General features: G+C 64.3%; 16 protein-coding genes. 5 read left to right on the top strand and 11 right to left on the bottom strand.

Annotation, left to right across the window (positions count from 1 at the left end):
• Positions 1-26 precede the first annotated feature (26 nt).
• Positions 27-1,064, top strand: coding sequence for an aspartate-semialdehyde dehydrogenase (locus tag CU_RS09470; protein WP_012361122.1), 1,038 nt, complete (start codon positions 27-29; stop codon positions 1,062-1,064).
• A gap of 225 nt (positions 1,065-1,289) precedes the next feature.
• On the opposite strand, the gene CU_RS09465 is transcribed toward CU_RS09470, so the two are convergent.
• The 4 genes from CU_RS09465 to CU_RS09450 form a co-directional block, all read right to left on the bottom strand.
• Positions 1,290-2,825 (bottom strand): ABC transporter permease, encoded by a 1,536-nt coding sequence (locus CU_RS09465; protein WP_231837669.1) that lies wholly within the window; start codon positions 2,823-2,825, stop codon positions 1,290-1,292.
• Between the two features lie 144 nt (positions 2,826-2,969).
• Positions 2,970-4,235: a ferrochelatase gene (locus tag CU_RS09460; protein WP_012361120.1), complete on the bottom strand. Its 1,266-nt coding sequence runs from the start codon at positions 4,233-4,235 to the stop codon at positions 2,970-2,972.
• Between the two features lie 3 nt (positions 4,236-4,238).
• Entirely contained in the window at positions 4,239-5,723 is a 1,485-nt protein-coding gene (locus tag CU_RS09455) for a TIGR01777 family oxidoreductase (RefSeq protein ID WP_012361119.1), read from the bottom strand.
• Positions 5,724-5,769: 46 nt separating this feature from the next.
• The gene (locus CU_RS09450; RefSeq protein ID WP_012361118.1) at positions 5,770-6,432 is read right to left on the bottom strand and encodes an RNA polymerase sigma factor; all 663 of its coding nucleotides are present in this window, start codon (positions 6,430-6,432) and stop codon (positions 5,770-5,772) included.
• Positions 6,433-6,660: 228 nt separating this feature from the next.
• Between CU_RS09450 and CU_RS09445 the strand changes: the two genes are divergently transcribed.
• Both CU_RS09445 and CU_RS09440 read left to right on the top strand, forming a co-directional pair.
• Complete coding sequence (locus tag CU_RS09445) at positions 6,661-8,277, top strand: catalase (RefSeq protein ID WP_012361117.1); 1,617 nt, start codon at positions 6,661-6,663, stop codon at positions 8,275-8,277.
• Positions 8,278-8,328: 51 nt separating this feature from the next.
• Positions 8,329-8,754, top strand: coding sequence for an organic hydroperoxide resistance protein (locus CU_RS09440; protein ID WP_012361116.1), 426 nt, complete (start codon positions 8,329-8,331; stop codon positions 8,752-8,754).
• Positions 8,755-8,844: 90 nt separating this feature from the next.
• On the opposite strand, the gene CU_RS09435 is transcribed toward CU_RS09440, so the two are convergent.
• From CU_RS09435 to CU_RS09410, 6 genes are read right to left on the bottom strand one after another with little or no spacing between them, the layout of a single operon-like run.
• On the bottom strand, positions 8,845-9,267 hold the full coding sequence (locus tag CU_RS09435; RefSeq protein ID WP_012361115.1) for a Na+/H+ antiporter subunit G: 423 nt from the start codon (positions 9,265-9,267) through the stop codon (positions 8,845-8,847).
• Between the two features lie 3 nt (positions 9,268-9,270).
• Positions 9,271-9,549, bottom strand: a complete 279-nt coding sequence (locus tag CU_RS09430) for a cation:proton antiporter (protein WP_012361114.1) — start codon at positions 9,547-9,549, stop codon at positions 9,271-9,273.
• Positions 9,550-10,263 carry a Na+/H+ antiporter subunit E gene (locus tag CU_RS09425; protein ID WP_012361113.1) on the bottom strand — a complete coding sequence of 238 codons (714 nt, stop codon included), beginning with the start codon at positions 10,261-10,263 and terminating at the stop codon, positions 9,550-9,552.
• The gene (locus CU_RS09420; protein WP_012361112.1) at positions 10,263-12,029 is read right to left on the bottom strand and encodes a monovalent cation/H+ antiporter subunit D family protein; all 1,767 of its coding nucleotides are present in this window, start codon (positions 12,027-12,029) and stop codon (positions 10,263-10,265) included. The genes CU_RS09425 and CU_RS09420 overlap by 1 nt, the downstream gene beginning before the upstream one ends.
• Positions 12,029-12,544, bottom strand: a complete 516-nt coding sequence (locus CU_RS09415; protein WP_012361111.1) for a cation:proton antiporter subunit C — start codon at positions 12,542-12,544, stop codon at positions 12,029-12,031. Before CU_RS09415 ends, CU_RS09420 begins: the two co-directional genes overlap by 1 nt.
• Positions 12,541-15,912, bottom strand: coding sequence for a DUF4040 family protein (locus tag CU_RS09410; RefSeq protein ID WP_012361110.1), 3,372 nt, complete (start codon positions 15,910-15,912; stop codon positions 12,541-12,543). The genes CU_RS09415 and CU_RS09410 overlap by 4 nt, the downstream gene beginning before the upstream one ends.
• 633 nt (positions 15,913-16,545) lie before the next feature.
• On the opposite strand from CU_RS09410, the gene CU_RS09405 reads away from it, so the two are divergent.
• Positions 16,546-17,724: an IS256-like element IS1249 family transposase gene (locus CU_RS09405; RefSeq protein WP_012361109.1), complete on the top strand. Its 1,179-nt coding sequence runs from the start codon at positions 16,546-16,548 to the stop codon at positions 17,722-17,724.
• 64 nt (positions 17,725-17,788) lie between these two features.
• Here the strand turns inward: CU_RS09405 and CU_RS09400 are convergent, their stop codons facing one another.
• On the bottom strand, positions 17,789-19,168 hold the full coding sequence (locus CU_RS09400; protein WP_012360835.1) for an IS3 family transposase: 1,380 nt from the start codon (positions 19,166-19,168) through the stop codon (positions 17,789-17,791).
• 488 nt (positions 19,169-19,656) lie between these two features.
• Between CU_RS09400 and CU_RS10795 the strand changes: the two genes are divergently transcribed.
• Entirely contained in the window at positions 19,657-20,871 is a 1,215-nt protein-coding gene (locus CU_RS10795) for an IS30 family transposase (protein WP_231837769.1), read from the top strand.
• Positions 20,872-20,956 lie beyond the last annotated feature (85 nt).

Genomic DNA, 20,956 nt, shown 5'->3' with positions numbered 1-20,956 from the left:
AACAATCTTTTAAGGACTGATTCCCCGTGACCACGCTTGCTGTCGTCGGCGCCACCGGCCAGGTCGGCCAGGTGATGCGCGACCTGCTCCAGGAGCGCAACTTCCCAGCCGATCAGGTGCGCTTCTTCGCCTCCTCCCGCTCCGCAGGCAAGGAGCTGGAGTTCGGTGGCAAGAAGATTGTTGTTGAGGACGTCGCCGCCACGCCGACCGAGGAACTCAAGGGCATCGATATCGCTCTGTTCTCCGCCGGTGGCGCGACCTCCCGGGAGCACGCCCCGCGCTTCGCGGAGGCTGGTGCGACCGTGGTGGATAACTCCTCCGCTTGGCGCAAGGACACCGAGGTTCCGCTCATCGTCTCCGAGGTCAACCCCGGCGATAAGACCGGTGCCGGCAAGGGCATCATCGCGAACCCGAACTGCACCACCATGGCCTGCATGCCGGCACTGGGCGCGCTGCACAAGGAAGCCGGCCTGACCCACCTGCACGTCTCCTCCTACCAGGCGGTTTCCGGCTCCGGGCTGGCTGGCGTGCAGACCCTGATGAACCAGCTGCGCGAGAACCTGGACAAGATGGAGCAGCTCGTGGAGGACGGCTCCGTCTTCAGCGCAGAGGACCTCGGCCCCTACGTGGCGCCGATCGCCTTCAACTCCCTGCCGATGGCCGGCAACCTCGTGGACGACGGCTCCGGCGAGACCGATGAGGAGCAGAAGCTGCGCAACGAGTCCCGCCGCATCCTGGGTATCCCGGAGCTGAAGGTCTCCGGCACCTGCGTGCGCGTGCCGGTGTTCACCGGCCACATGATGACCGTGCAGGCCGAGTTCGCCAACGAGCTCACCGCCGAGCACGCCCGCGAGGTCCTGGAGTCCACCCCGGGCGTGAAGGTCGTGGACGTCCCGACCCCGCTGCAGGCAACCGGTATCGACGACACCCTCGTCGGCCGTATCCGCCAGGACCAGGCGGTCGACGGCAACCGCGGCCTGGTGTTCGTCGTGGCCGGCGATAACCTGCGCAAGGGTGCCGCGCTCAACACCATCCAGATCGCGGAGCTGCTGCTCGAGAAGTAGCACCACCGGACGGAGCCCGGTTCTGCCCGGCAGCGCCCGATTCCGTCCGGCAACGCCCCGGTTCTGCCCGGCTGCGCCGAGTTCTACCGAGCGTCGCCCGGCGCATAGCGAAAGGGAGCGGCCTAGCATCTCGCTAGGCCGCTCCCTTTGTCTTGTCTGAGGGGATGTGGTGCCTGGGGTTAGCTATGTGGGGCGCCCGCCGCGGGGTGCGCCCCAATCACTGGGCTAGCCGCGCTCCGTATTGGTTGGGCCCTCAGCAGGATTGTTGATGCCCTCGCCAGCAACCGACTGCGGGGTGCCGTGGACGGCGGCGCCGGTTTCGGTCAGCGCGCCACTCTCGGTCAGCGCGCCGTTCGTGGCTCCCGCGGTGCTCTCGCCATTCCCCAGGGCAGCGGGATCCTGGATATCCGCGCCAGTGACCTCGGTAGCCTCCTGCTGGTCGCGCAGCTGACCCACCGCGATCAGCGCGATGCCCAGCACCGACCAGGCCAGTAGCGCCAACAGCGGCTTCCACAGCGCAGCGTCCGGGAAGTGCACCAGCAGCTTGTTCAGCGTCGTCACAGCACCCGGGGCCAGGAACTCGCCGAGGCTGCCCAAGCCGCCGAGGAACTCACGTGGCTCGATCGCGCCGGAGAGCGGGTAAGCCAGCACCGGGATCGCCACGCCGATCCACGCCCCGTAGCCACCCAGCAGCGCGCCGAGGCCCGCCACCGGAGCGGAAATAGCCAGGATGCCCAGGGCGAAGGAGAGCCACAGGGACACCAGGTTGCCGTCCACATAACCCACGGTCAGCACGGTTACAACAGCCGCGATCAAGCCGCCGAGCACCGAGCCCGCCAGCAGGGTCAGCACTCGCTGCTGAGCACCACGCAGCAGGCCGACCGAAGCGAGCCCCAGCAGCAGACCGGCGAAGACCAGCGGAAGCGTCATCTTCCCCAGCGTCTTGCCCTGCTGCTCCTGCTGGGACATCGGCACCAGGTCCTGGATGTCCGGACCAGCCATCGCGGCCTGCATGACCTCCTGGGAAGGCTGCTTACCCTCGAGCTGTGCGCGCTGCGCCGGCAGCTGGTTGACCTCCTGGGCGAACTCCGCGATCGACCGGGAGGGCTCCAGCCCATTCGCGGACGCCAGCAGCGCACGCACCTGCCCCGGCTCGTCAGGGATCACCAGCGCGCCCTGCACCTCGTTATTCTTCACCGCGGTGCGCGCGGCGGAGGCGTCCTCGTAGCGCTCCATCTGGAAGGGGACGGTGAGCTGGTTCTGCTCCGCGACCTCCTTCATCTGGCTGTCGAGCTCGTTGAAGGTCTTCTCCGAGGCTGCGATGCCAACCGGGATGTTCTGCGGTTCGGCATTCTGGGCGGGCCACAGGAAGGTCAGGAAGATCACCGCGATAGCTGCGATCGACATGATCGCCGTGCCGATGGACAGCGCCATCGGGCCCGCCGGCTTATTCTGCCCTTGTCCTTCGCCAGGGACGGTGCCATCCGCGGTGTCGTCCGCAGGAGCCGCGCCGTTCACCGGTGTTGCGCCATCCGCGACGGTGCCGTCGGCAGCGGTGCCCTGAGCAGCGACGTCGCTCGTGGTGCCCTGAGCAGCGACGTCGCCGACCGGGACGTCGCCGTTTACCGCAGCGTTGCCGTCGGTTGCGGCGGCGCTGTCAGTTGTCGCGGCGCGATCAGCGTTCGCAGGCCCGGTCGCGTCCGGACCCGCTGCCGGGTCGGTGGGGTCTTGGTTATAGGGATTCGCCATCTCGTGCGTCACGACCCTTTCATGACGGTTGGGGAAAGTTGACCTTCCCGATGCTAGCGCCTCCCGCCACCCGGCGAACAGGGAGTACCCGAACCGAGCCTGCAGCGAATTCTCCGAGGCCTGGGCGCAACGGTTAGCCCCAATGCCGCGGTTGGCTTAGCGCTGGGCCCCGCAGCAACCCGGTGCGCAGGGCGCACCGTCGCAGGTGCCACCGAAGTTCGGCACCGTCCCCAACTTCTTCACCAGCTCCGCCGCAGCACGCTGTGACTCGGTGAACTCGGCAACCGGCAGCTCGCCGTCAGCGACCTCCGCGACCAGGTCCACGATCATGCTGGCGAAGCTGGAATCCAGGCCCGGCGTCGCCGCCCGCACGAAGGGCACCCCGTGCTCCTCCGCGACCTCCCGGACCTCCGTGTCCAGGTCCCACATGACCTCCACGTGGTCGGTGATGAATCCCACCGGGCAGAGCACGATCGGGCGCTTATTACCCGCCGCTACGCGCGCCTCGAGGTGATCGCACACATCCGGCTCCAGCCACGGCACATGTGGCGAACCGGAGCGGGACTGCCACACCAACTCCACGTCATAGGCAGTGCCCACGCCAAGGTCCACGCCCGCGGTCTCACCCGTGTGGGCCGGGCCGTCCCCGCGGCCGCCCACCGGCTTGCCCGCCGCCAGCTGGCCCGTCCACCCCAGGGACGCGCCCGAACCAGGCTGGCCCGCGAAGCTCGAGGCCTCCTGGATCAGACGGGAGGCATTGAGCACCTGCTCGGAGTACAGGTTGCCCCCGTAGCTGCGCGGCCCGCCGGTATCGTCCGCCTTATTGGGCACGGAATGCGCGGTAAACACCAGGTCGGCGTCGTCCTGGACGGAAGCGGGAAGCTCCGCGCGCGCCGCGTCCACCGCAGCGGCGAAGGCGGCGATGAACGCCGGAGGATCGTGGAAGTGCGGCAGGCGCTGCACTCGCGGCGCCTCCAGCCCGGCCTCGCGCACCGCGTCCAGGGCACGGCGGATGTCCTCGTTGTACTGCCCACAACCCGAGTAGCCACCCCAGGCGCTGGTGACGAACACGTACACCGTGTCGAAGCCCTCGCGGGCCAGCTGCACCATCGTGTCCTCGACATACGGTTCCCAGTTGCGGTTGCCGAAGTACACGGGCAGGTCCACGCCACGGGTGGCCAGCTCGGCCTCAATATTCGCGATGATCTGCTTATTCTGGTCATTGATGGGGGAGCGCCCGCCCAGGGCGTAATAGTGCTCCCCGACCTTCTCCAGCCGTTCGCGGGGGATGCCCCGGCCGCGGGTCACGTTCTCCAGGAACGGGATCACATCCTCCGACTTCTCGGGCCCGCCGAAGGAAAGGAACAGCAGAGCCGACCGGCCAGCCGGTGCGGCAGCGAAAGCAGAATCCGTAGCGCTCATAACCTATGACTGTAGTGGGCTCGCCGGGTTCTTCCCCAACTCGTGCCGCAGCGCGTCGGCTAGCTCCGGGGTGCGGAACTCGTGCCCCATATCGGCCAGCACGGCGGGGCGGACGTTCTGGTCCGCCAGTGCCAGCTCCGCGGCACCATCCTCGCCCAGCAGCAGCCGGGGCCCGGCCGCCGGGACCGGTACCTGCAATGTGCCCCGCAGGCTCCGCGGGAGCAGCGGGTTGCCGCCCACTTCCGCCAGCGTGGCCATGAACTCCCGGTTGCGCACGATCCCCGGCGCCACCGCGTTCACCGGCCCTTCCAGCATCGGGTCGGTCAGCGCCCGGTGGTAGATATCCACCAGGTCATTCATCGCGATCCACGGGAAGAACTGCCGCCCGCTGCCGAGCGCCCCGCCACCCAGCTTCGCCTGCGCGGTCAGCAGATCCAGCAGGGCAGTGCCCGCCGCCATGACCAGACCGGTGCGTACCTGCACGACGCGCAGCCCGGCAGCCACCGCGGGCTCCGTCGCGGCCTCCCAATCCCGGACGATCCGGCCCAACGTCGAATTCTCATCCGCCGGGGCGGTTTCATCGACCGGCTCCGAGGCATCGGCCCCGTAGAAGCCCACCGCCGAGGCTGACACGAAGGTATGCACCTGGCCGGTACGTGCCGCCAGCTCCGCGAGCTTGCGGGTCGGCTCGATCCGCGAGCCCGCGACCTTCGCCAGGTGCTCCTCCGTGAACCTGCCCGCAATCGAACTACCAGCCAGGTGCACCACCGCATCCACATCGGCCAGCAGGTCCTCGGCCGGGTGCTCCGGATCCCATGCCCGGTAATGCACCGCCGCCCCGCCGGGGCGCGCATTCGCCTCATCGATGAGCGGCTGCGGGTTCCGGCTCAGCCGGATCACCCGGTGCCCCGCCAGCTGCAGCAGCGCGCACAGCTGCGTTCCCACTGCACCGGTTGCTCCGGTTACCGCGATCGTCATCTCGCGGGTCGATTCCCCGGCCCAGCCCCGGGCCTGCTGCAGGTGCTTCAGATCCCCCGCCAGCTGCGCCTGGCGGTAGCCGAAAACCCCCTTGAGCAGCTGGTCTGCGATGAATCCAGGTGCGTTCGTGGTGATCCGATCACGCAGCAGAGTTCCGCCGCCGGCGTGGACGTCCTGAAAAGAATGGACATGCCGCCAACCGAACGCCGAACCGATCCCGGGAGTCGCACAGACGTCCGAGAACTGTGCCGGGGAGTCCACGTGCGCCGGCTGGCCACCGCTGGCCGCGACGAGCGGGCGGTAGAACCCCGGGTCGTGCTTGCCCTCCCACACCACGCCACCGGGGAAACGCATGCGAGTCAGCCCGCTCTTCAGATTCCCGGCCTCCTGCAGCAGCCGGACGCGCGTGAAGCCGGGCGTCAGCCGGGTGACGATCCCCGGCGTGGCGTGCACGCGCCAGACCTGCTCAATGGGGTGATCTAGGGTCTGCTCGAAGACTGTCTCGCTCATGACCCCAGGGTACGCGCTAAATTTTTTAGGACGTCAGGCTCGGGCGCTACGCCTGCCACAGCCGCCGCCCCAGGCGGGTGGTCCCGGTGGTCTCTGCCTGCTGGCGCTCCTGGCGGGCCTGCTGTGCCTGCTGCATATCGACCAGCTCGGCCCGGGCGCGGGCAACACGGGAGCGAATGGTGCCGGTTCGTACGTTCGCGATCTTCGCGGCCTCCGCGTAGGTGTAGCCCAGCATCTGGGTGAGGATCAGCGCCTCCCGGCGGTCCGGCTCCAGGGAGTTGAGCATGTCCTGGGTGTCCAGCCACTCCACCCAGCTGGAGCCACCCGTGGTCTCTGCCGCGGGGGTATCTCCGGCGGCGTCCTCCCACTCGGCGGCGGACTTGCGGGGGCGGGCCATATCGTGGCGGATGCTATCCACCCACACGCGCCGGGCCAGGGAAAGGATCCAGGTGCGGGCCGTGGAACGGGCGGCGAAGCGGGGGAGGGCGGAGAGTACCCGCAGGTAGGTCTCCTGGGTGAGGTCATCCGCCTGGTCTGGGTTCGCCAAGTGGGCCAGCAGCCGCCAGACGTCATCGTGGGTGGCGGCGATGAACTCGTTGAGCGCTGCCTTATCTCCCCGGGCGGCGCGCAGCGCGAGGTCGGTGACGTGCGCGTCGACCTCGGCGGTGTGGCCGTGGCGGCCAGTGGAGGAGGGAGAGAAGTTGCTCATGTTAAAGACCAGTTTAGCAGTGGCCTGGGGTTTTCACGCTTCCATGCGTAGCGGGATGCGGGAGTGGCGTTCGTCGATCCATCGATAGGTAGGGGCAATGGTTGCGTACCGACTCAATAGGCGTTAGCCTATTTATGAAATATTGATTGATAAGTAAAGGCTGTGGCGGCATGGTCGCCACTGTGGCAACCTGGGTGATGGAAGCCACATTCCCTAAGGAGGATCACCGTGACTGACCAGAAGAACATCGGCAACCTGACCGCCAAGGACATCGCATCCCGGGGTGTGTGCCCCGTCACCGGTCATGCCACCCGAAACAACGGTGCACCAATTACCACCCAGGAGCACTCCGCCACCGTCGGAGACCAGGGACCAATCGCGCTGCACGACGTCTCGCTGGTGGAAAAGCACCAGTCCTTCAACCGCGAGCGCATTCCGGAGCGCAACGTCCACGCCAAGGGCTCCGGTGCGTTCGGTGAGCTGACCATTACCGAGGACGTCTCCCAGTACACGAAGGCTGACCTCTTCCAGAAGGGGCGCGTCACCCCGATGCTCGCCCGCTTCTCCACGGTCGCCGGTGAGCTCGGCTTCCCGGATACCGTGCGCGACGTGCGTGGCTTCAGCCTGAAGTTCTACACCCAGGAGGGTAACTACGACATCGTGGGCAATAACACCCCGGTGTTCTTCCTCCGCGATGGCGTGAAGTTCCCGGACTTCATCCGCTCCCAGAAGCGCCTGAACAACGGCCTGCGCTCTGCGGACATGCAGTGGGACTTCTGGACCCGCTCCCCGGAGTCCGCCCACCAGGTCACCTACCTCATGGGCGACCGCGGCATCCCAGCCAACTTCCGCCACATGGATGGTTTCGGCTCCCACACCTATCAGTGGATCAACGCCGCTGGTGAGCGCTTCTGGGTGAAGTACCACTTCAAGACCCGCCAGGGTTGGAAGACTCTCACCGACGAAGAGGCCAACCAGATCGTCGGTGCCGGCGACTTCGACCACAACCGTCAGGACCTCTTCGACGCCATCGAGCGCGGCGACTACCCGACCTGGGACGTCAAGGTGCAGATCATGCCCTTCGAGGAGGCCAAGGATTACCGCTGGAACCCCTTCGATCTGACCAAGACCTGGTCGCAGAAGGACTACCCGCTGATCGACGTCGGCCACTTCACGTTGAACCAGAACCCGGAGAACCACTTCGCGCAGATCGAGCAGGCCGCCTTCGCACCGTCGAACATCGTGCCGGGCGTGGGCTTCTCCCCGGACAAGATGCTGCTCGCCCGCGTCTTCGCCTACCAGGACACCCAGCGTTACCGCCTCGGTGCGAACAACTCCCAGCTGCCGGTGAACCGCCCGATCCGCCAGGATCTGAACCGGTACAACACCAAGGACGGCGCGATGGCCTATGAGTTCCCGCCGCGCGACACCCCGGTGTACTCCCCGAACCGCTTCGAGCGTGGCGAGGGCACCCAGGACACCTCCGACGGCTCGGGCGTGGTCCAGAAGGGTGTGGCCGCCGGCGAGTCCCAGTATGGCTTCGGTCGCGGCGCGGAATCCGGCACCGGCCTGGCCGATGATCTCGGCCTGTTCGATGAGAACTACGGCGGCGACCTGACCTACGGCGCCTACCACCGCCACGAAGAGGACGATGACTTCGTACAGGCCCGTCAGCTCGTCCGCGAGGTCATGGACGACGAGCAGCGCGAACGCCTGGCCAAGAACATCGCAGGAGCGATGGCTGGTGTCTCTGAGCAGGTGGAACAGCAGTGCTACACCTACTGGGGCCACGTGGACGAGGAGCTTGCGGCGCGGGTGAAGGAAGTCTTCACCGCCAGCAAGTAAGTACACTCGGGCAGCAGAGCAAGGTTTAAGCAACCAGCGAAGGAGTTTTCCATGAGCAAGGCGCTATACAACGCGAAGGCACTGTCCACCGGCGGCGGCCGCGACGGCCACGTCGCTACCTCGGACCGCCAGATCGACCTGGACGTCCGCCCGCCGAAGGAGCTCGGCGGCTCCGGCGAGGGCACCAACCCGGAGCAGCTCGTCGCTGCTGGCTGGGCGGCCTGCTTCAACGGTGCGCTGCAGAAGCAGATGAAGGACAACGGCGTGGATCTTTCCAAGGCTCCCGAGGTTCTGGTGGAGTGCACCCTGAACTCCGTCGATGAGGGTTTCCGCATCACCTCCCGCATCGAGGCCACCCTCTTCGGTGTGGAGCAGGCGCAGGCCGATGAGCTCGTGCAGGCGGCCCACGCCTTCTGCCCGTACTCCAAGGCAATGCGCGGCGACACCGACGTGGAGGTCGTCGCCAAGGTCGCCTAAGCCGCTGACTAACTAGCACACAGCGAAAGGCCGCCCAGAGGAAATCCTCTGGGCGGCCTTCGCGCTATCTGGGGGAGGGGAGCAGCGGCGCTACTTTGCGTCCGGTGGGCGAGTACCACCGGAGAGTGGCACCGTGTGATCCCAGTGGGTGGCGTGCAGCGCGCGACCCATGAAGAAAGAACCCACCGAGCTGATCACCAGGAAGGCCGTGATCGCGACGCAGGCACGGATCAGATACCCCAGCACGAAGCCCTCGGTGGCGAAGTGGAAGACCAGGTTCGCGCAGATCAGCAGCGGAATACCCACGCCCAGCGCGGGGCCGGTCATGTTCAGCTGGCTCAGCGCATCTGGGGCCAGGTACATCGCGCGGGCGGACACCAGCACGAACACGGAGCCGGTGATCGCCAGGATGCCGATCAGCACGACCGCGAACCAGCTCGGCTCCTGGTACTCAACCTGCTCGGATGCAGCCAGCAGAAACTCAGTCGTCGACGCAGCGGTAGAAACAGCCATGGTTTAGCGCCTCCCTCGGGTGATAATGCGCGCCGCGGCACCAGTCGACAGGGCGGAAAACAGCCCCGCGAACATCGCGACCTCGTAGGTAATCGCCGTGTGGTTGAAGATGCTCAAACACAAAAACAGTGCGATCATGCAGGCGAAAAGCATGTCGGAAAGCACCGCGCGGCGCCCATCGTTCTTGGTGCTCACCGCACGGAAAAGCACCGTCAGCAAACCAAGGACGATAATCACCGCAGCGATGCCGACCAGGATGTAGAGCAGCGTTGTGGGTCCCATCTACTTCCCCTTTTTCTTCTTCTTCTGGTCGCGGTACTTGTTCGGGTACAGGGGGTCGCGGAAGGCATAGTCGTCGTGCTTCGGGGCCTCCTCCTTCGCGCCGTCCTCGGAGTCCTCGCTCAGGACGGCGGCGACGTAGGCCGCGGCGTGCGGGGTGGAGTCCACCTTCTCGACGTCGAAGACCGTCTCGTCGGAGGCACGGCCACCGTGGGAACCACGGAAACCGCGCGGTCCCGGACGACCCCGCTCCACGAGGGAGTCGACGTCGAAGTTCTGCTTGATGCCCCTCACGGAAGGCACCAGCGTCTCCTCCATCTCGGCGAAGCCTTCCATCAGTTCCAGCGGATCCTGGCCGTACATGGCGTGGATCGCAAGGAAGCGCTGCGCGGTATCGCGGTGCTGCACTTTGTACTCGCTGGTCTTGACCTCGAAAGCGTCGTTGGGGGAACGCTCGCCCCGCTCCGCGTCGTAGTCGACCTCCTTCGGGCCCGTCACACCCAGGGCCAGCGTGCCCGGGGTGATGGTGATGGAGGCCGCGAGGGCGGCGATATCGCGTTCCTTACGGACCCGCAGCGGGTAGTAAATCACCACCGGGGCGATGCGGCGGCCGGTGCCGAAGGTATCGATCATCATCACGATCGACTCCTTGATCACCTGGCCGACCAGCCAGCCCGCATAAAACAGGCAGTGGAAGGGAACTTTCCAGGGCTTCATTAGCGCGCTCCTTCCTGGTCGCCGGCATTCTTGGTGCCGGCATTATCAGCCTCGTCCGCATCGCCGTCGGCAACCTCGGACACGCCCTGCGGCTCATCGGCCCCAGGCACGTGTGCCAGTCCGGACGGGCCCGGATCCAGCACCTGGCCGATTGGGCCAGGGCCACCTACCAGCTCGTCGGACTGGTTGGCGCCGAAGACGGTGCTGACGTACTCGGTGGTGTCGATGAGATCCTCCGCCGCCCGGTTAGTGACGGAGAAGATCGGGCCCGCAGCGAAGAAGATCGCCATGGAGACCACGGCCAGCGCTGCCGAAGGGAGTACGTACTTCGGCTTGATGCGCAGATCCGGGTCCGCCTCGTTGCGGTTCATCGGGCGACCCCAGAAGATCTCACGCCACACGTAAATCATGCTCAGCAGCGCCCCGATGGAGGTCAGGATGACCGTGCTGATCGCCAGCCAGGCCTTCCAGCTGCCGTCCTCGGCGATGCCGAAGACCAGCGCCAGCTTGCCCCACAGGCCGGAAAACGGTGGGAAGCCCACGATCGCCAGCGCACCGGCGGCGAACACCGCCGCCACGAAGGGGTCGCGTCGCATCAGGCCGTGCAGCGGGCGCAGCCTGCCGTGGCCGTAGGTTTCCTCGATCGCGCCGCCAGTCATGATGAGGCTGGCCGCGATCACCATGTGGTGCACCATGTAGAACAGCCCAGCGGAGAGCACCAGCGTCGGGCGGGCAGAGAGGAAGGCTAGCGGGATCAGCATGTACGGGATGCCGTTGACCATCTGGTAGGCCAGCACCCCGCGAATCGTGTTCTCCGACAGGCCCGCGAAACCACCGATCACCATGCCCAGCACCATGATGACGAGGATCGCCCACGCGTAGCGGGCATCACCCTCGAACACGGTCATGTAGATGCGCAGCAGGCCGTAGACCGCGACCTTCGTGTGCAGGCCGGAGAACAGTGCCATCACGGCCGGGGAAGTGAATGGGTAGGCCCGTGGCAGCCAGGTGTGCGTCGGAGTGACGCCGCCCTTGACCGACAGGGCCAACAGCACCATGCCGAGGGCAACCACCAGCTGCCATTGCGTGCCGTGGATGCCATCGGCAAAACCTCCCTCGCCGCGCGGACCGGCGGCACCAGCCAGGGCTGCCAGGTTCGTCGTGCCGACCACGGCGTAGGTCATCACCACGCCGGAGACCAGCAGCAGGGAGGTCACCAGGTTCACCACGATGAACGTGCGGGCCGCAGCCAGGCGGCCCCAGGTTCCGGTCATCGCCACCAGTCCGAAGGACGGCATCAGCATGACCTCGATGAACACGAAGAGGTTGAACAGGTCCGCGGTGAGGATCGCACCCCACGCGCCGCCCAAGAGCATCAGCGCCAGGGCGGGGTAAAAGCGGGCGCGCATCTCGCCCACGACGAGGGCGAACCAGTTAGCCACCAGCGCCACCAGGGCGGTGGTGAAGATCATCAGGGCGCTCAGCGTGTCCGCGACCAGCGGGATGGCCACGCCGCCCACGAAGTTACCGACGTTATCGGCGATCACCGACTCGTCGCCGCCGAAGCGAACAAGCAGCCAGCCGGAGGTGGCGATTGCGAATGCCGGCACCAGCAGCGCCAGCAGGTTCCGGGCCTTCGCCCAGGGCAGGAGGGTGCACAGGCCCGCGGCGATCAGCGGCACGACGATGAACAGGGCGAGCACCGCCCCGTCGGTGAATGCGTCTGGGGACTGCGGGTTAGTGGACGCAAGGAGTAGGGAATTCATTAGCGCTCCTCCTTGCCACTATTTTTGCTCTTGTCAGTGTCGCGATTGGCTCCGTGGGGGTCGCTCTTATCGTAAGGCGCACCCAGCGTGTCTTCCTGCGCGGTGTGCTTCGCAGCAGCCGCCTGCGCATCCTTGGCCACCTGCTCGGTGTCCGTGTGCTGCGAGAGGGTGGATAGCCCGCGGAACGTGCGTGCGGCGCGCTCGGCGTCCTCGGCCGATGCGGTGTCGTCGTCCCGTCCCACGGCAGCCAGCGCGAGCATGACGGCCGTCGCCGCCATCGAGATCACGATGGCCGTCAGCACGAAGGCCTGGGGGAGGGGGTCGCCGGCCTCGGCGGCGCTCGTGCGGTTCATCAGCGGTTCGCTGCGCCACACCGGCACGCCCGCGCCGAGGATCATGAGGTTCACGCCGTGGCTGATCAGGGACAGCCCCAGAATCTGGCGGAGCATGCCTCGCTGGAGGATGAGGTAGACACCGCCACCGACGAGGATTGCGATGATTGCTGCAAGAATCACTGGTCGTCTCCTCTCCGCTTCTTTTCCTGGGGTGCTGGGTTTACTTGGCCTCGTTTGCTGCGCAGTTCGTCGAGTTCTCGGTCGAATGCGTCATGCCCGGTGAGCCGCCGTTCTCGGCGCTTGCGTTCCTTGAACTCGGCGTCGGTTTCCTCCCGGTGGGCGGGGGCTGCGTCCTTTGCCTTAAGGACGTCGCTCTTCCCGGCCTCGGCGGCGGGCTGCACGGCGTCTGCGGGCCTGGCCTCCGGGATGGGGGTCACGGAGCCGGCGGGCCGTTTTGCGGACTCACGCTCCGAGCGGTGCCGGGCTTCCGCTTCGCGGGCGGCGCGGCTGACCTCGGAGGGGTTGAGCACGATATTGGACCCACCGATGCGTACCGCCACGGGGGACTGGCTGAAGGCCTCGGCTACTGTGTGCTTCGCGGACTCGCTGGCTTGCTGGGGGGAGGCTGGTTGCGTCTTGGCCGGGATGTAACGGTCCAGGTTCGCGCGCGCGTACTGGTTACCGGGGCGGTCGCGGCCACCAAGCTGGTTGATGACCACGACGATGAGCCCGAAGACGGCGAAGTAGATGCCGCCGTCGAAGAGCAGCGAGGTCGTCAGATGCTGTCCCAGGAACGTGCCGTGCAGTGGCGCCAGGTAGGAGCCTTGCAGGAAACCCAGCAGGCCGGTGCCCAGTGCCAGCAGCATGCCGATACCGATGAGCGTGTAGCCCAGGTTGTCGGAGCCCAGCTTACGGGCGCGGGACTGTGCGAGGTACCAGAAGAACAGGCCACAGGCCGCGACGAGGGCCGCGAGGAAGCCACCGCCCGGGGCGTTGTGGCCGCGCCAGAAGGTGATCAGCGAGAGGATGACCACGATCGGGATCAGCGGGTACAGCGCCATGCGCGGGAGGATCGAGTTCAGGTGGGTGGAGCGCAGGTTCTTGGAGTAGAACGGTGCGAGCTCCGGGACCTTGTGGACATCCGGGAAGCGGGTCTGCCCCGGTGCGCGGAATGCCTCGGAGGTCGAGCCCGGGCCGTAGCCCGGCTTCGGGGAGCGCGGCATGGAGGAGATGATCGCGGCGATGACGATGCCCGCCATGCCGAGGACGATCAGCTCGCCCAACGTATCGTAGCCACGGAATTCCACGAGGATCGCGGCGACGACGTTGTCCGCGCCGGTGGCGTCCTGGGTGTTCTCCAAGTACCACTCCGCCAGCTCCGGGCGTGGATGGCGGCTCTGCAGCAGCCAGACGCCGAAGAAGGTCACCAGACCCACGACCGTGGCGATCATGGTGGCAAAGCGGGCGCGATTCTCTCCCTCGCGCAGGTACAGGCGCGGCTGGTGGCGAACCACCAGCATCATGATGACGGTGACGCACAGCTCGACCAGCAGGTTCGTCTGGGCGACATCCGGAGCACCGAGGGTGAGCATCATGAAGGAGACACCCACACCGACCATGCCGACGAGCACGACGGAGGCCAGGCGCGAGCGGGTACCGAGCAGGGCGATGAGTGCTGCGCCGATGATGAGCAGGCCGATCAGGTCGGTGACGCGGTCCGTGCCCTCCAGGCGGGCCGGAAGATCACCGAGGCCGTGCAGGCGACCCGGCCCGATCAGGCTGAACAGACCCAGGGTGATGAACATCGCCAGGATCCAGAAGACGTGGCGGTTAGCGGCCATGGAGTTCGCCGGGGCGGCGACCACGCGGCCGAAGCGGATCATCCACTCCGTAACCAGGTGAATAATTTCCGCGCCGGTGTAGGGACCGAGCGGCTGGTGCTGGAACCAGCGGAAGATGGCCTTGCGCTGGAAGATACCGATCACGCCCAGCACCATCACGAGCACGGAGATCACGAGTGGCGCGTTGATGCCGTGCCACATCGCCAGGTGGGTATGGGCCTCGCCCACACCGGTGGCCAGGGCGATGTTATCCAGCCAGCTTTCCGGCCAGGCCAGGAAGAAGACGGCGGGCAGGGAGAGCAGGCCCGGCAGGGCGGCGGGGAGCCAGAGGCTGACCGGGGCCTCGCGGGTCTCGGACTCATCCGTCTTGCCGTCCACGAAGGCGCCGAAGACGTAGCGGGCGGAGTACATGAACGTCGCCAGGGCGCCGACGCCGGCGACCGCTAGCAGCACCCAGACGCCGGCCTGAGAGAACGGTGCCTCCTGGAAGGCAGTGAGCATGCCTTCCTTGGAGACAAATCCCAGGGTCGGCGGGATCGCGGCCATGGAGCCGGCGGCGACGACCGCAGACCAGAAGGTGAAGGGCATGCGGCGCCACAGCGAGCCCAGACGTCGGGTATCGCGGGAACCTGCCTGGTGGTCGACCACGCCGACCAGCATGAACAGGGAGGACTTGAAGAGCGCGTGCGCCGCAGTGTGCACGATCGCCGCGGTGATGGCGAAGGGGGTTCCCACGCCGATGGTGGCCACGATCCATCCCAGCTGGGACACCGTGGAGTATGCGGTGAGCTTCTTCAGATCCGTCTTCTGCATGGCGTACAGCGCAGCCATGAGGGCGGTGACCATACCTGTGATGATCAGCACGTAATGCCAGATCACCGTGCCGGCGAAGATGCCCGAGAAGCGCAGCAGCAGGTAAACACCCGCCTTCACGACCGCCGCGGCGTGCAGGAACGCGGAAACCGGGGTGTCCGCGGCCATAGCCTCCGGCAGCCAGAAGTGGAAGGGGATCTGAGCGGCCTTGGAGAATCCCGCCATTGCGATCAGCATGGCGGTCACGCCTGTGAGCACCGTGTTGTTTCCCCAGCTCGGGTCCGCGAGGATGTCGGCCAACTGGGTGGAACCAGTCACACCGACCATGATGCCCAGCGCGGCGATGAGGAACAGTCCGCCGACGAAGGTCAGGATCAGGGTTCGGGTAGCGCCAGCCTCGCCAGAGCTGCCGGAGCGGGCGATGAGGAAGAATGACGCCAGCGAGACGAGCTCCCAGCCGATGAACAGCAGGGCGACGTCGCTAGCCAAAACCAGCAGCAGCACCGCGAGCATGAAGGCCGTCATCAGCAGGTAGAAGCTGAGAATCTTTTCGCCCGGGTGCAGGTAGCGCGTGGAATAGATGAATACGACCGCGCCGATGAGCAGGGCGAGCAGCGTGAAGAAGAGGCTGAGCGCGTCCATCGTCAGCCCGAAGGTAATGTCCCCGCCCTCGGGGTGTGCGGCGGAGGTGGGTAACGCGCCTTCGATCCAGGTGGCTGACCAGCGGTGCGCACCGCCCTCCATCGGGACGCGCGCGTGCTTGAGGACGTACCCCGCCAGCGCGACGAAGGTGATTGCTAGTGGCCAGCCCGCGTTTCGGTCGAGAACTTTGACCAGCAGTGGAACTAGAACGAGGGCCACCGCAACGGTGGCTGGGATCGCGAGCAGAGCCACGTGCTAAAACACCCCAACTAAGGACTCGGTGTGCGGCTCCGGGCGACCCGCAGCCAGCGGCTGCTGGTCGCGGACCCTGGAGGCGCGGCGTGCAAAGGTCTAACGCACAGACCTGCATTGTCCGGTGGTGGTTGTGGCGCGCGGGCATCGGTTGCTTTCCGCGGTGCGGCTCGCGGTGACGGCGCGCTATGCGGAGAAAACCCGGAGGCTCGAGCGTCACAATGTGATGCGGATAGCAGTTATGCGACTTTCTCAGTCTATCAGTCAGGGTGTGAGAACCAACACGAGACCCCCTTTGCCGCATTTGTCACACCTGCCACACGGGTAACGGCGCGGTGTCGGGTGCTCGGATTCAGCCGCTCTGGCCGTGGCCTGTGCTGCGATCTTCTCCGTGGGCAACGCCATGCCAGATTCGTGCCAGATGCGTGGGCTGTCCGCCACAGTTCGCCGGGCGATTGGAGGGAACAGATGCGGGTTAAGGGTCAAAAAGTGTGTCCGGAATCGCGGATTTTCACGGATTGACCTGTAGGTTTCCGGAAAGTATATGCTCCGGAAGCATATATCTAGCCCCCGACGGGAAATCCTCGGTGTGGCAGCCGTGATGTGCTATGCGCGGCGTGGTGTGGTGTCGCAATGTCGAAGAACCAACCACGCTGCCACTGCGGCGGTGAAATGAAACGCAACGGCACCACCAGCAAAGGCACCACCAGATGGCGCTGCAAACAATGCGGCGCCTCCAGCGTCAAACGTCGAAACGACATCACCAACGCGGCAGTGTTCACCCAGTTCATCGAGCATTGCACCACCGCAATATCACTCGACGACCTAGCCAAACGAAACGGTGTTAGCCGCGCCACCATGAAGCGGCGCTTCAAGTGGTGCTGGCTCGTTGATGTGCCTGACCCCACCGCCGGCCACCACAAGCGGATCTACGACCAGGTATTTCTCGATGGCACCTACACCGCCGGTGGCTGCCTGATCGTCGCGGCGACCATCGACCACGTGATCGCCTGGCACTGGTGCAAACACGAAACCACCCGCGACTACCAACTGCTGCTTGAACGCATCGAAGCCCCACTCATCGCCGTCATCGACGGCGGCCAAGGCGCATACAGCGCAATCAAAAAGTGCTGGCCGACTACGAAAATTCAACGCTGCCTCGTCCACGCCCAACGCGTGGTCCGCCGCTACACCACCACCAACCCACGCACCGATGCCGGGCGCACCATCTACCGACTTGCGCTGAAACTGACCCGGATCACCACACTGGATGAAGCCGCCGCGTGGGGTGTGCAACTGCACGAGTTTTCAACGATCTACCGGGAATGGATGAACGAGAAAACCATGATCAAAGACCCCAAAACAGGTGCATGGACCCGCGTGTGGACCCACCACAACGTGCGCAAGGCCTACAACAGCCTCAACCATCTTTGGCGGTCCGAGATGCTGTTTGTCTACCTCAACCCGCCAGCAGGAGTCCTTGCGCCCGAGCGGATCAAATCCACCACCAACAGCCTGGAAGGCGGCATCAACGCCCAGCTCAAACTGCTCGCCAGAACCCACCGCGGCAGATCCGGTGAACACCAACGCCGGATGCTGGATTGGTGGCTGTACCTGCAAACGGAACTGCCTGACGATCCAGTACGAATCGCCAGGCAGTCCGACTGGGGCCAGGGCCAACTCGCCAAAGTATCCACCCTGACCCAAACCGAGAACCAAGCCGACCACGAAACAGGACGCCCAGCCCTCTACGACAACGCTATCGACACCGACTACACCCACTCAATCGGCATCCAAAAAGGCCACATCTAACCCCGCGACACGCCGAGCCAGACACACATTTGGGGACGCGGACATTTTGTTGGACAGTTTCGGGTCACGCTACATGAAGTTTTCGGTAGGCGGTGATACTCACACCGCCTAGACTGGTTTTGATCCGGTGGTTGTTATAGAACTCGATGTATCGCGCGATGGCTTCTTCGAGCTCTTTGGTGGTTTGCCAAACCTTGCCGTAGTACATCTCATTTTTCATACGGCCGAAAAATCCTTCACACGCTGCGTTATCTGGGCTGCAACCCTTTTTAGACATTGAGCTGACAATCCCGTATTTAGCGGTCAAACTGCGCCAGGTGCTACCGCGGTAATGTGCACCCCGGTCAGAATGAAGCACCAGGGAACCATCTGCTTCTGGCTGCTCCGCTTCAATGGCAGCAAGCAGGGTTTCCTGCGCCAACTCCATAGTGGGGTGCACGCTTGTTTTCGCGGCGACGACCTTGCCGTCAAAACAGTCGATTATGGCAGAGAGGTACACGCGACTATCGTGAGCTGCAAAAACACTGATGTCAGTTAGCCACAACTTGTTTGGGCTGTCAGCGTGAAAATTACGGTTCACCAAGTTGTCCGGAGCTGGTGAAATTTCTCCCTGATAGCTGGAGTACCTCCACTTGCGTTTCGGAAAGCGGGGCACGATTCCTTCTTCGCGCATGAGGCGACGAACAACCTTCTCGCTGATGATGATCCCACGATGACGCAACTCCCACCACATGCGTCGATAGCCGTACGTGTTGTCCGACTGCGCGTCGATGGCATGGAGTATGTCACGGATATGCTCGTGCTTATCGGGCCGGCTGCGTTGTTGAAGGTGGTAGTAAAAACTCGATTGTGCAAGGCCGATAGAGGCGAGCAGCATCGGCAAGGGGAAGTCAGGGCGTAGCGCGTCAACCACTGCGGTCTTTTGTCTATTACTGAGCTGACCTGGGATGACGCTGACGTCTTTTTTTACAAGCTCCAGCTCCTTTTCCAATACAGCTTTCTCGACCAGCAGCTTGGCCATCTGTTCTTTCAGTTCAGATGGATCATCCGGCAAAGATTTTTCAAGGGCTGCTCGGGTGGGGATGCGAGCACGTTCTTCTCGTTCCTTTTTCGACATCAGCCCCCATTGTCCCTCTTCACGATGGCGTTGTGTCCAAGAATAGACGCTCATTTTTGACCTCAGCCCACATTCTTGAGCGATGTCAGCTGGGCTCCAGCCGGCGTTGAAAAGTTCGACAGCACGAAGCTTGACCTCAAACGGGTAACGCGTCAAGGTTTTCGCCTGCTTACGCGGTCTACCTGGAGTGGTGGGTTCACGCAACCATTTGTACAGCGTCCATCTCCCCGGATACCCCAGCTGCCGGGTCGTCTTCGTCACCGACTGAGTGCGCTTATAAACCTCAATCGCTCTGCGACGCTGCTGATCTGTGTACGAACGGTTCATAAGTGGAATCCTCCAAGATCCCGTCCGCATCCCCTTTTGACCCTTAACCCACAGATGCTTCGCTTAAGTTCTAGTGGTCGTTGCAACACTGATCTGAAGGGTTGGTGTTGGTGATGACGGTGTCACGGTGGGATCCACCGGTTGAGGAGATCACTCGGTTCCACCAGTTGGTGGTGGGTGATGGTTTGTCGGTGCGTGCGGCTGGGCTGGATCTGGGATGGTCGTTAGCTACGGCGTATCGGATTGCGCATCGTGATGGGTTACCACTGCGGAATAAGACGTTGTCGTCACAGGTGGTTGACGAGATTGTTGCGTTGTTTGCCCAGAATGTCGCGCCAATGGATATTGTGCGGCGGTTGGGTGTGAATCCTTCGTCGGTATACCGGGTGGGGATATCGATTGGTGCGCGGCCCCGTCCTGCTCCTGAGGGTCGGCGGGCTGTGGCTACGGCGCGGCGAGTGGAGTATTTGGAGCTTCGGGCCTGTGGGTTGGATCGTCGTTCTGCTGCAGCTGCGTGTGGGATGGGGTTACGTGGTGCGCTTGATGTTGATAAGGGGGTGATTAAAACACGTGGTCGGCGTGTGCCGTTTGTGCCCGATGGCCAGGCAGTTTATCGCTATAAACGGCTTATGCAGGTTCTTGCGTATGTTGATGGCCGGGTCAGTGTTCCGGTGGAGGTGCTGCCGCAGGCTGCGGTGGAGAAGGTGATTGACCGGCGGTACTTGTCGTTGGTGGAGCGGGAGCGCATCGCGGATCGGGTGAATCGGAATTTATCGGTTCGGGCGATTGCGCGTGAGCTTGGGCGTGATCCGGGGACGATTTCGCGCGAGATTAGTCGCAATAGTGGTGATGATGGCATTTATCGCCCGTTTGAGGCGCACCGGAAGTCAACGCTTCGGAGGTTTCGGCCGAAGGTGTCGAAGATTGCGGCGAATCCTCGGTTGAAACAGCAGGTGTGGCAGTGGTTGCGGATGGAGTTTTCCCCTGAGCAGGTGGCTGGCCGGTTGCGCAGGGAATTCCCTGGCGATGAGACTATGCATGTGAGTCATGAAACGATCTATCAAGAGCTGTACTGCCAGGCCAGAGGCGAGTTGAAGAAGGTGGTGGCCCATGCCCTTCGTACGGGGCGGACGCGGCGTAAACCGCGTGGTCAGCGTGTTGCGAGGAGTCGGTTTGTTGATCCGATGATCATGATTGCTGATCGTCCTGCTGTTGTTGAGGATCGGGCTGTGCCGGGGCATTGGGAGGGTGATCTGATTATCGGTGCAGGTGGAAGGTCTGCGATTGGGACGTTGGTGGAGCGGACGACGCGGTATGTGATGTTGCTGCATTTGCCGGATGGGCATGGTGCGGTGGCGGTGCGTGATGCGCTGGTGGAGGCGATTATGACGTTGCCGCAGCATCTTCGGGGGTCGTTGACCTGGGATCAGGGTTCAGAGATGGCTGGTCATAGGTCGTTTAGCATTGCGACGGATTGTCCGGTGTATTTCTGTGATCCGGGGTCGCCGTGGCAGCGGGGGACGAATGAGAACACTAATGGGTTGTTGCGTCAGTATTTTCCGAAGGGTGCGGATTTGAGTGTTTATGGGCGGGAGGAGTTGGAGCTTGTTGCTCATCGGTTGAATTGTCGGCCGCGTAAGACGTTGGGTTTTGCTACTCCTGCGGAGCGGATGGCGGAGCTGTTAGATTTAGCTGAAAGCTAGGAAATGTTGCAACGACCCCTAGAATCCGCCTCGACCAGCAAATACGAGAAAAGCCCTGGCCGGAAGGCCAGGGCTTTAATCAACT

Source organism: Corynebacterium urealyticum DSM 7109, from assembly GCF_000069945.1.
GTDB lineage: Bacteria > Actinomycetota > Actinomycetes > Mycobacteriales > Mycobacteriaceae > Corynebacterium > Corynebacterium urealyticum.
This window is presented reverse-complemented; position numbering and strand designations above follow the sequence as displayed.

What these genes read in the sequence shown, in the direction of transcription:
- CU_RS09460 (WP_012361120.1), bottom strand. Translation starts at nt 4,235, where the DNA reads ATGAGCGCTACGGATTCTGCTTTCGCTGCCGCACCGGCTGGCCGGTCG.
- CU_RS09455 (WP_012361119.1), bottom strand. Translation starts at nt 5,723, where the DNA reads ATGAGCGAGACAGTCTTCGAGCAGACCCTAGATCACCCCATTGAGCAG.
- CU_RS09450 (WP_012361118.1), bottom strand. Translation starts at nt 6,432, where the DNA reads ATGAGCAACTTCTCTCCCTCCTCCACTGGCCGCCACGGCCACACCGCC.
- CU_RS09440 (WP_012361116.1), top strand. Translation starts at nt 8,329, where the DNA reads ATGAGCAAGGCGCTATACAACGCGAAGGCACTGTCCACCGGCGGCGGC.
- CU_RS09435 (WP_012361115.1), bottom strand. Translation starts at nt 9,267, where the DNA reads ATGGCTGTTTCTACCGCTGCGTCGACGACTGAGTTTCTGCTGGCTGCA.
- CU_RS09430 (WP_012361114.1), bottom strand. Translation starts at nt 9,549, where the DNA reads ATGGGACCCACAACGCTGCTCTACATCCTGGTCGGCATCGCTGCGGTG.
- CU_RS09425 (WP_012361113.1), bottom strand. Translation starts at nt 10,263, where the DNA reads ATGAAGCCCTGGAAAGTTCCCTTCCACTGCCTGTTTTATGCGGGCTGG.
- CU_RS09420 (WP_012361112.1), bottom strand. Translation starts at nt 12,029, where the DNA reads ATGAATTCCCTACTCCTTGCGTCCACTAACCCGCAGTCCCCAGACGCA.
- CU_RS09405 (WP_012361109.1), top strand. Translation starts at nt 16,546, where the DNA reads ATGTCGAAGAACCAACCACGCTGCCACTGCGGCGGTGAAATGAAACGC.
- CU_RS09400 (WP_012360835.1), bottom strand. Translation starts at nt 19,168, where the DNA reads ATGAACCGTTCGTACACAGATCAGCAGCGTCGCAGAGCGATTGAGGTT.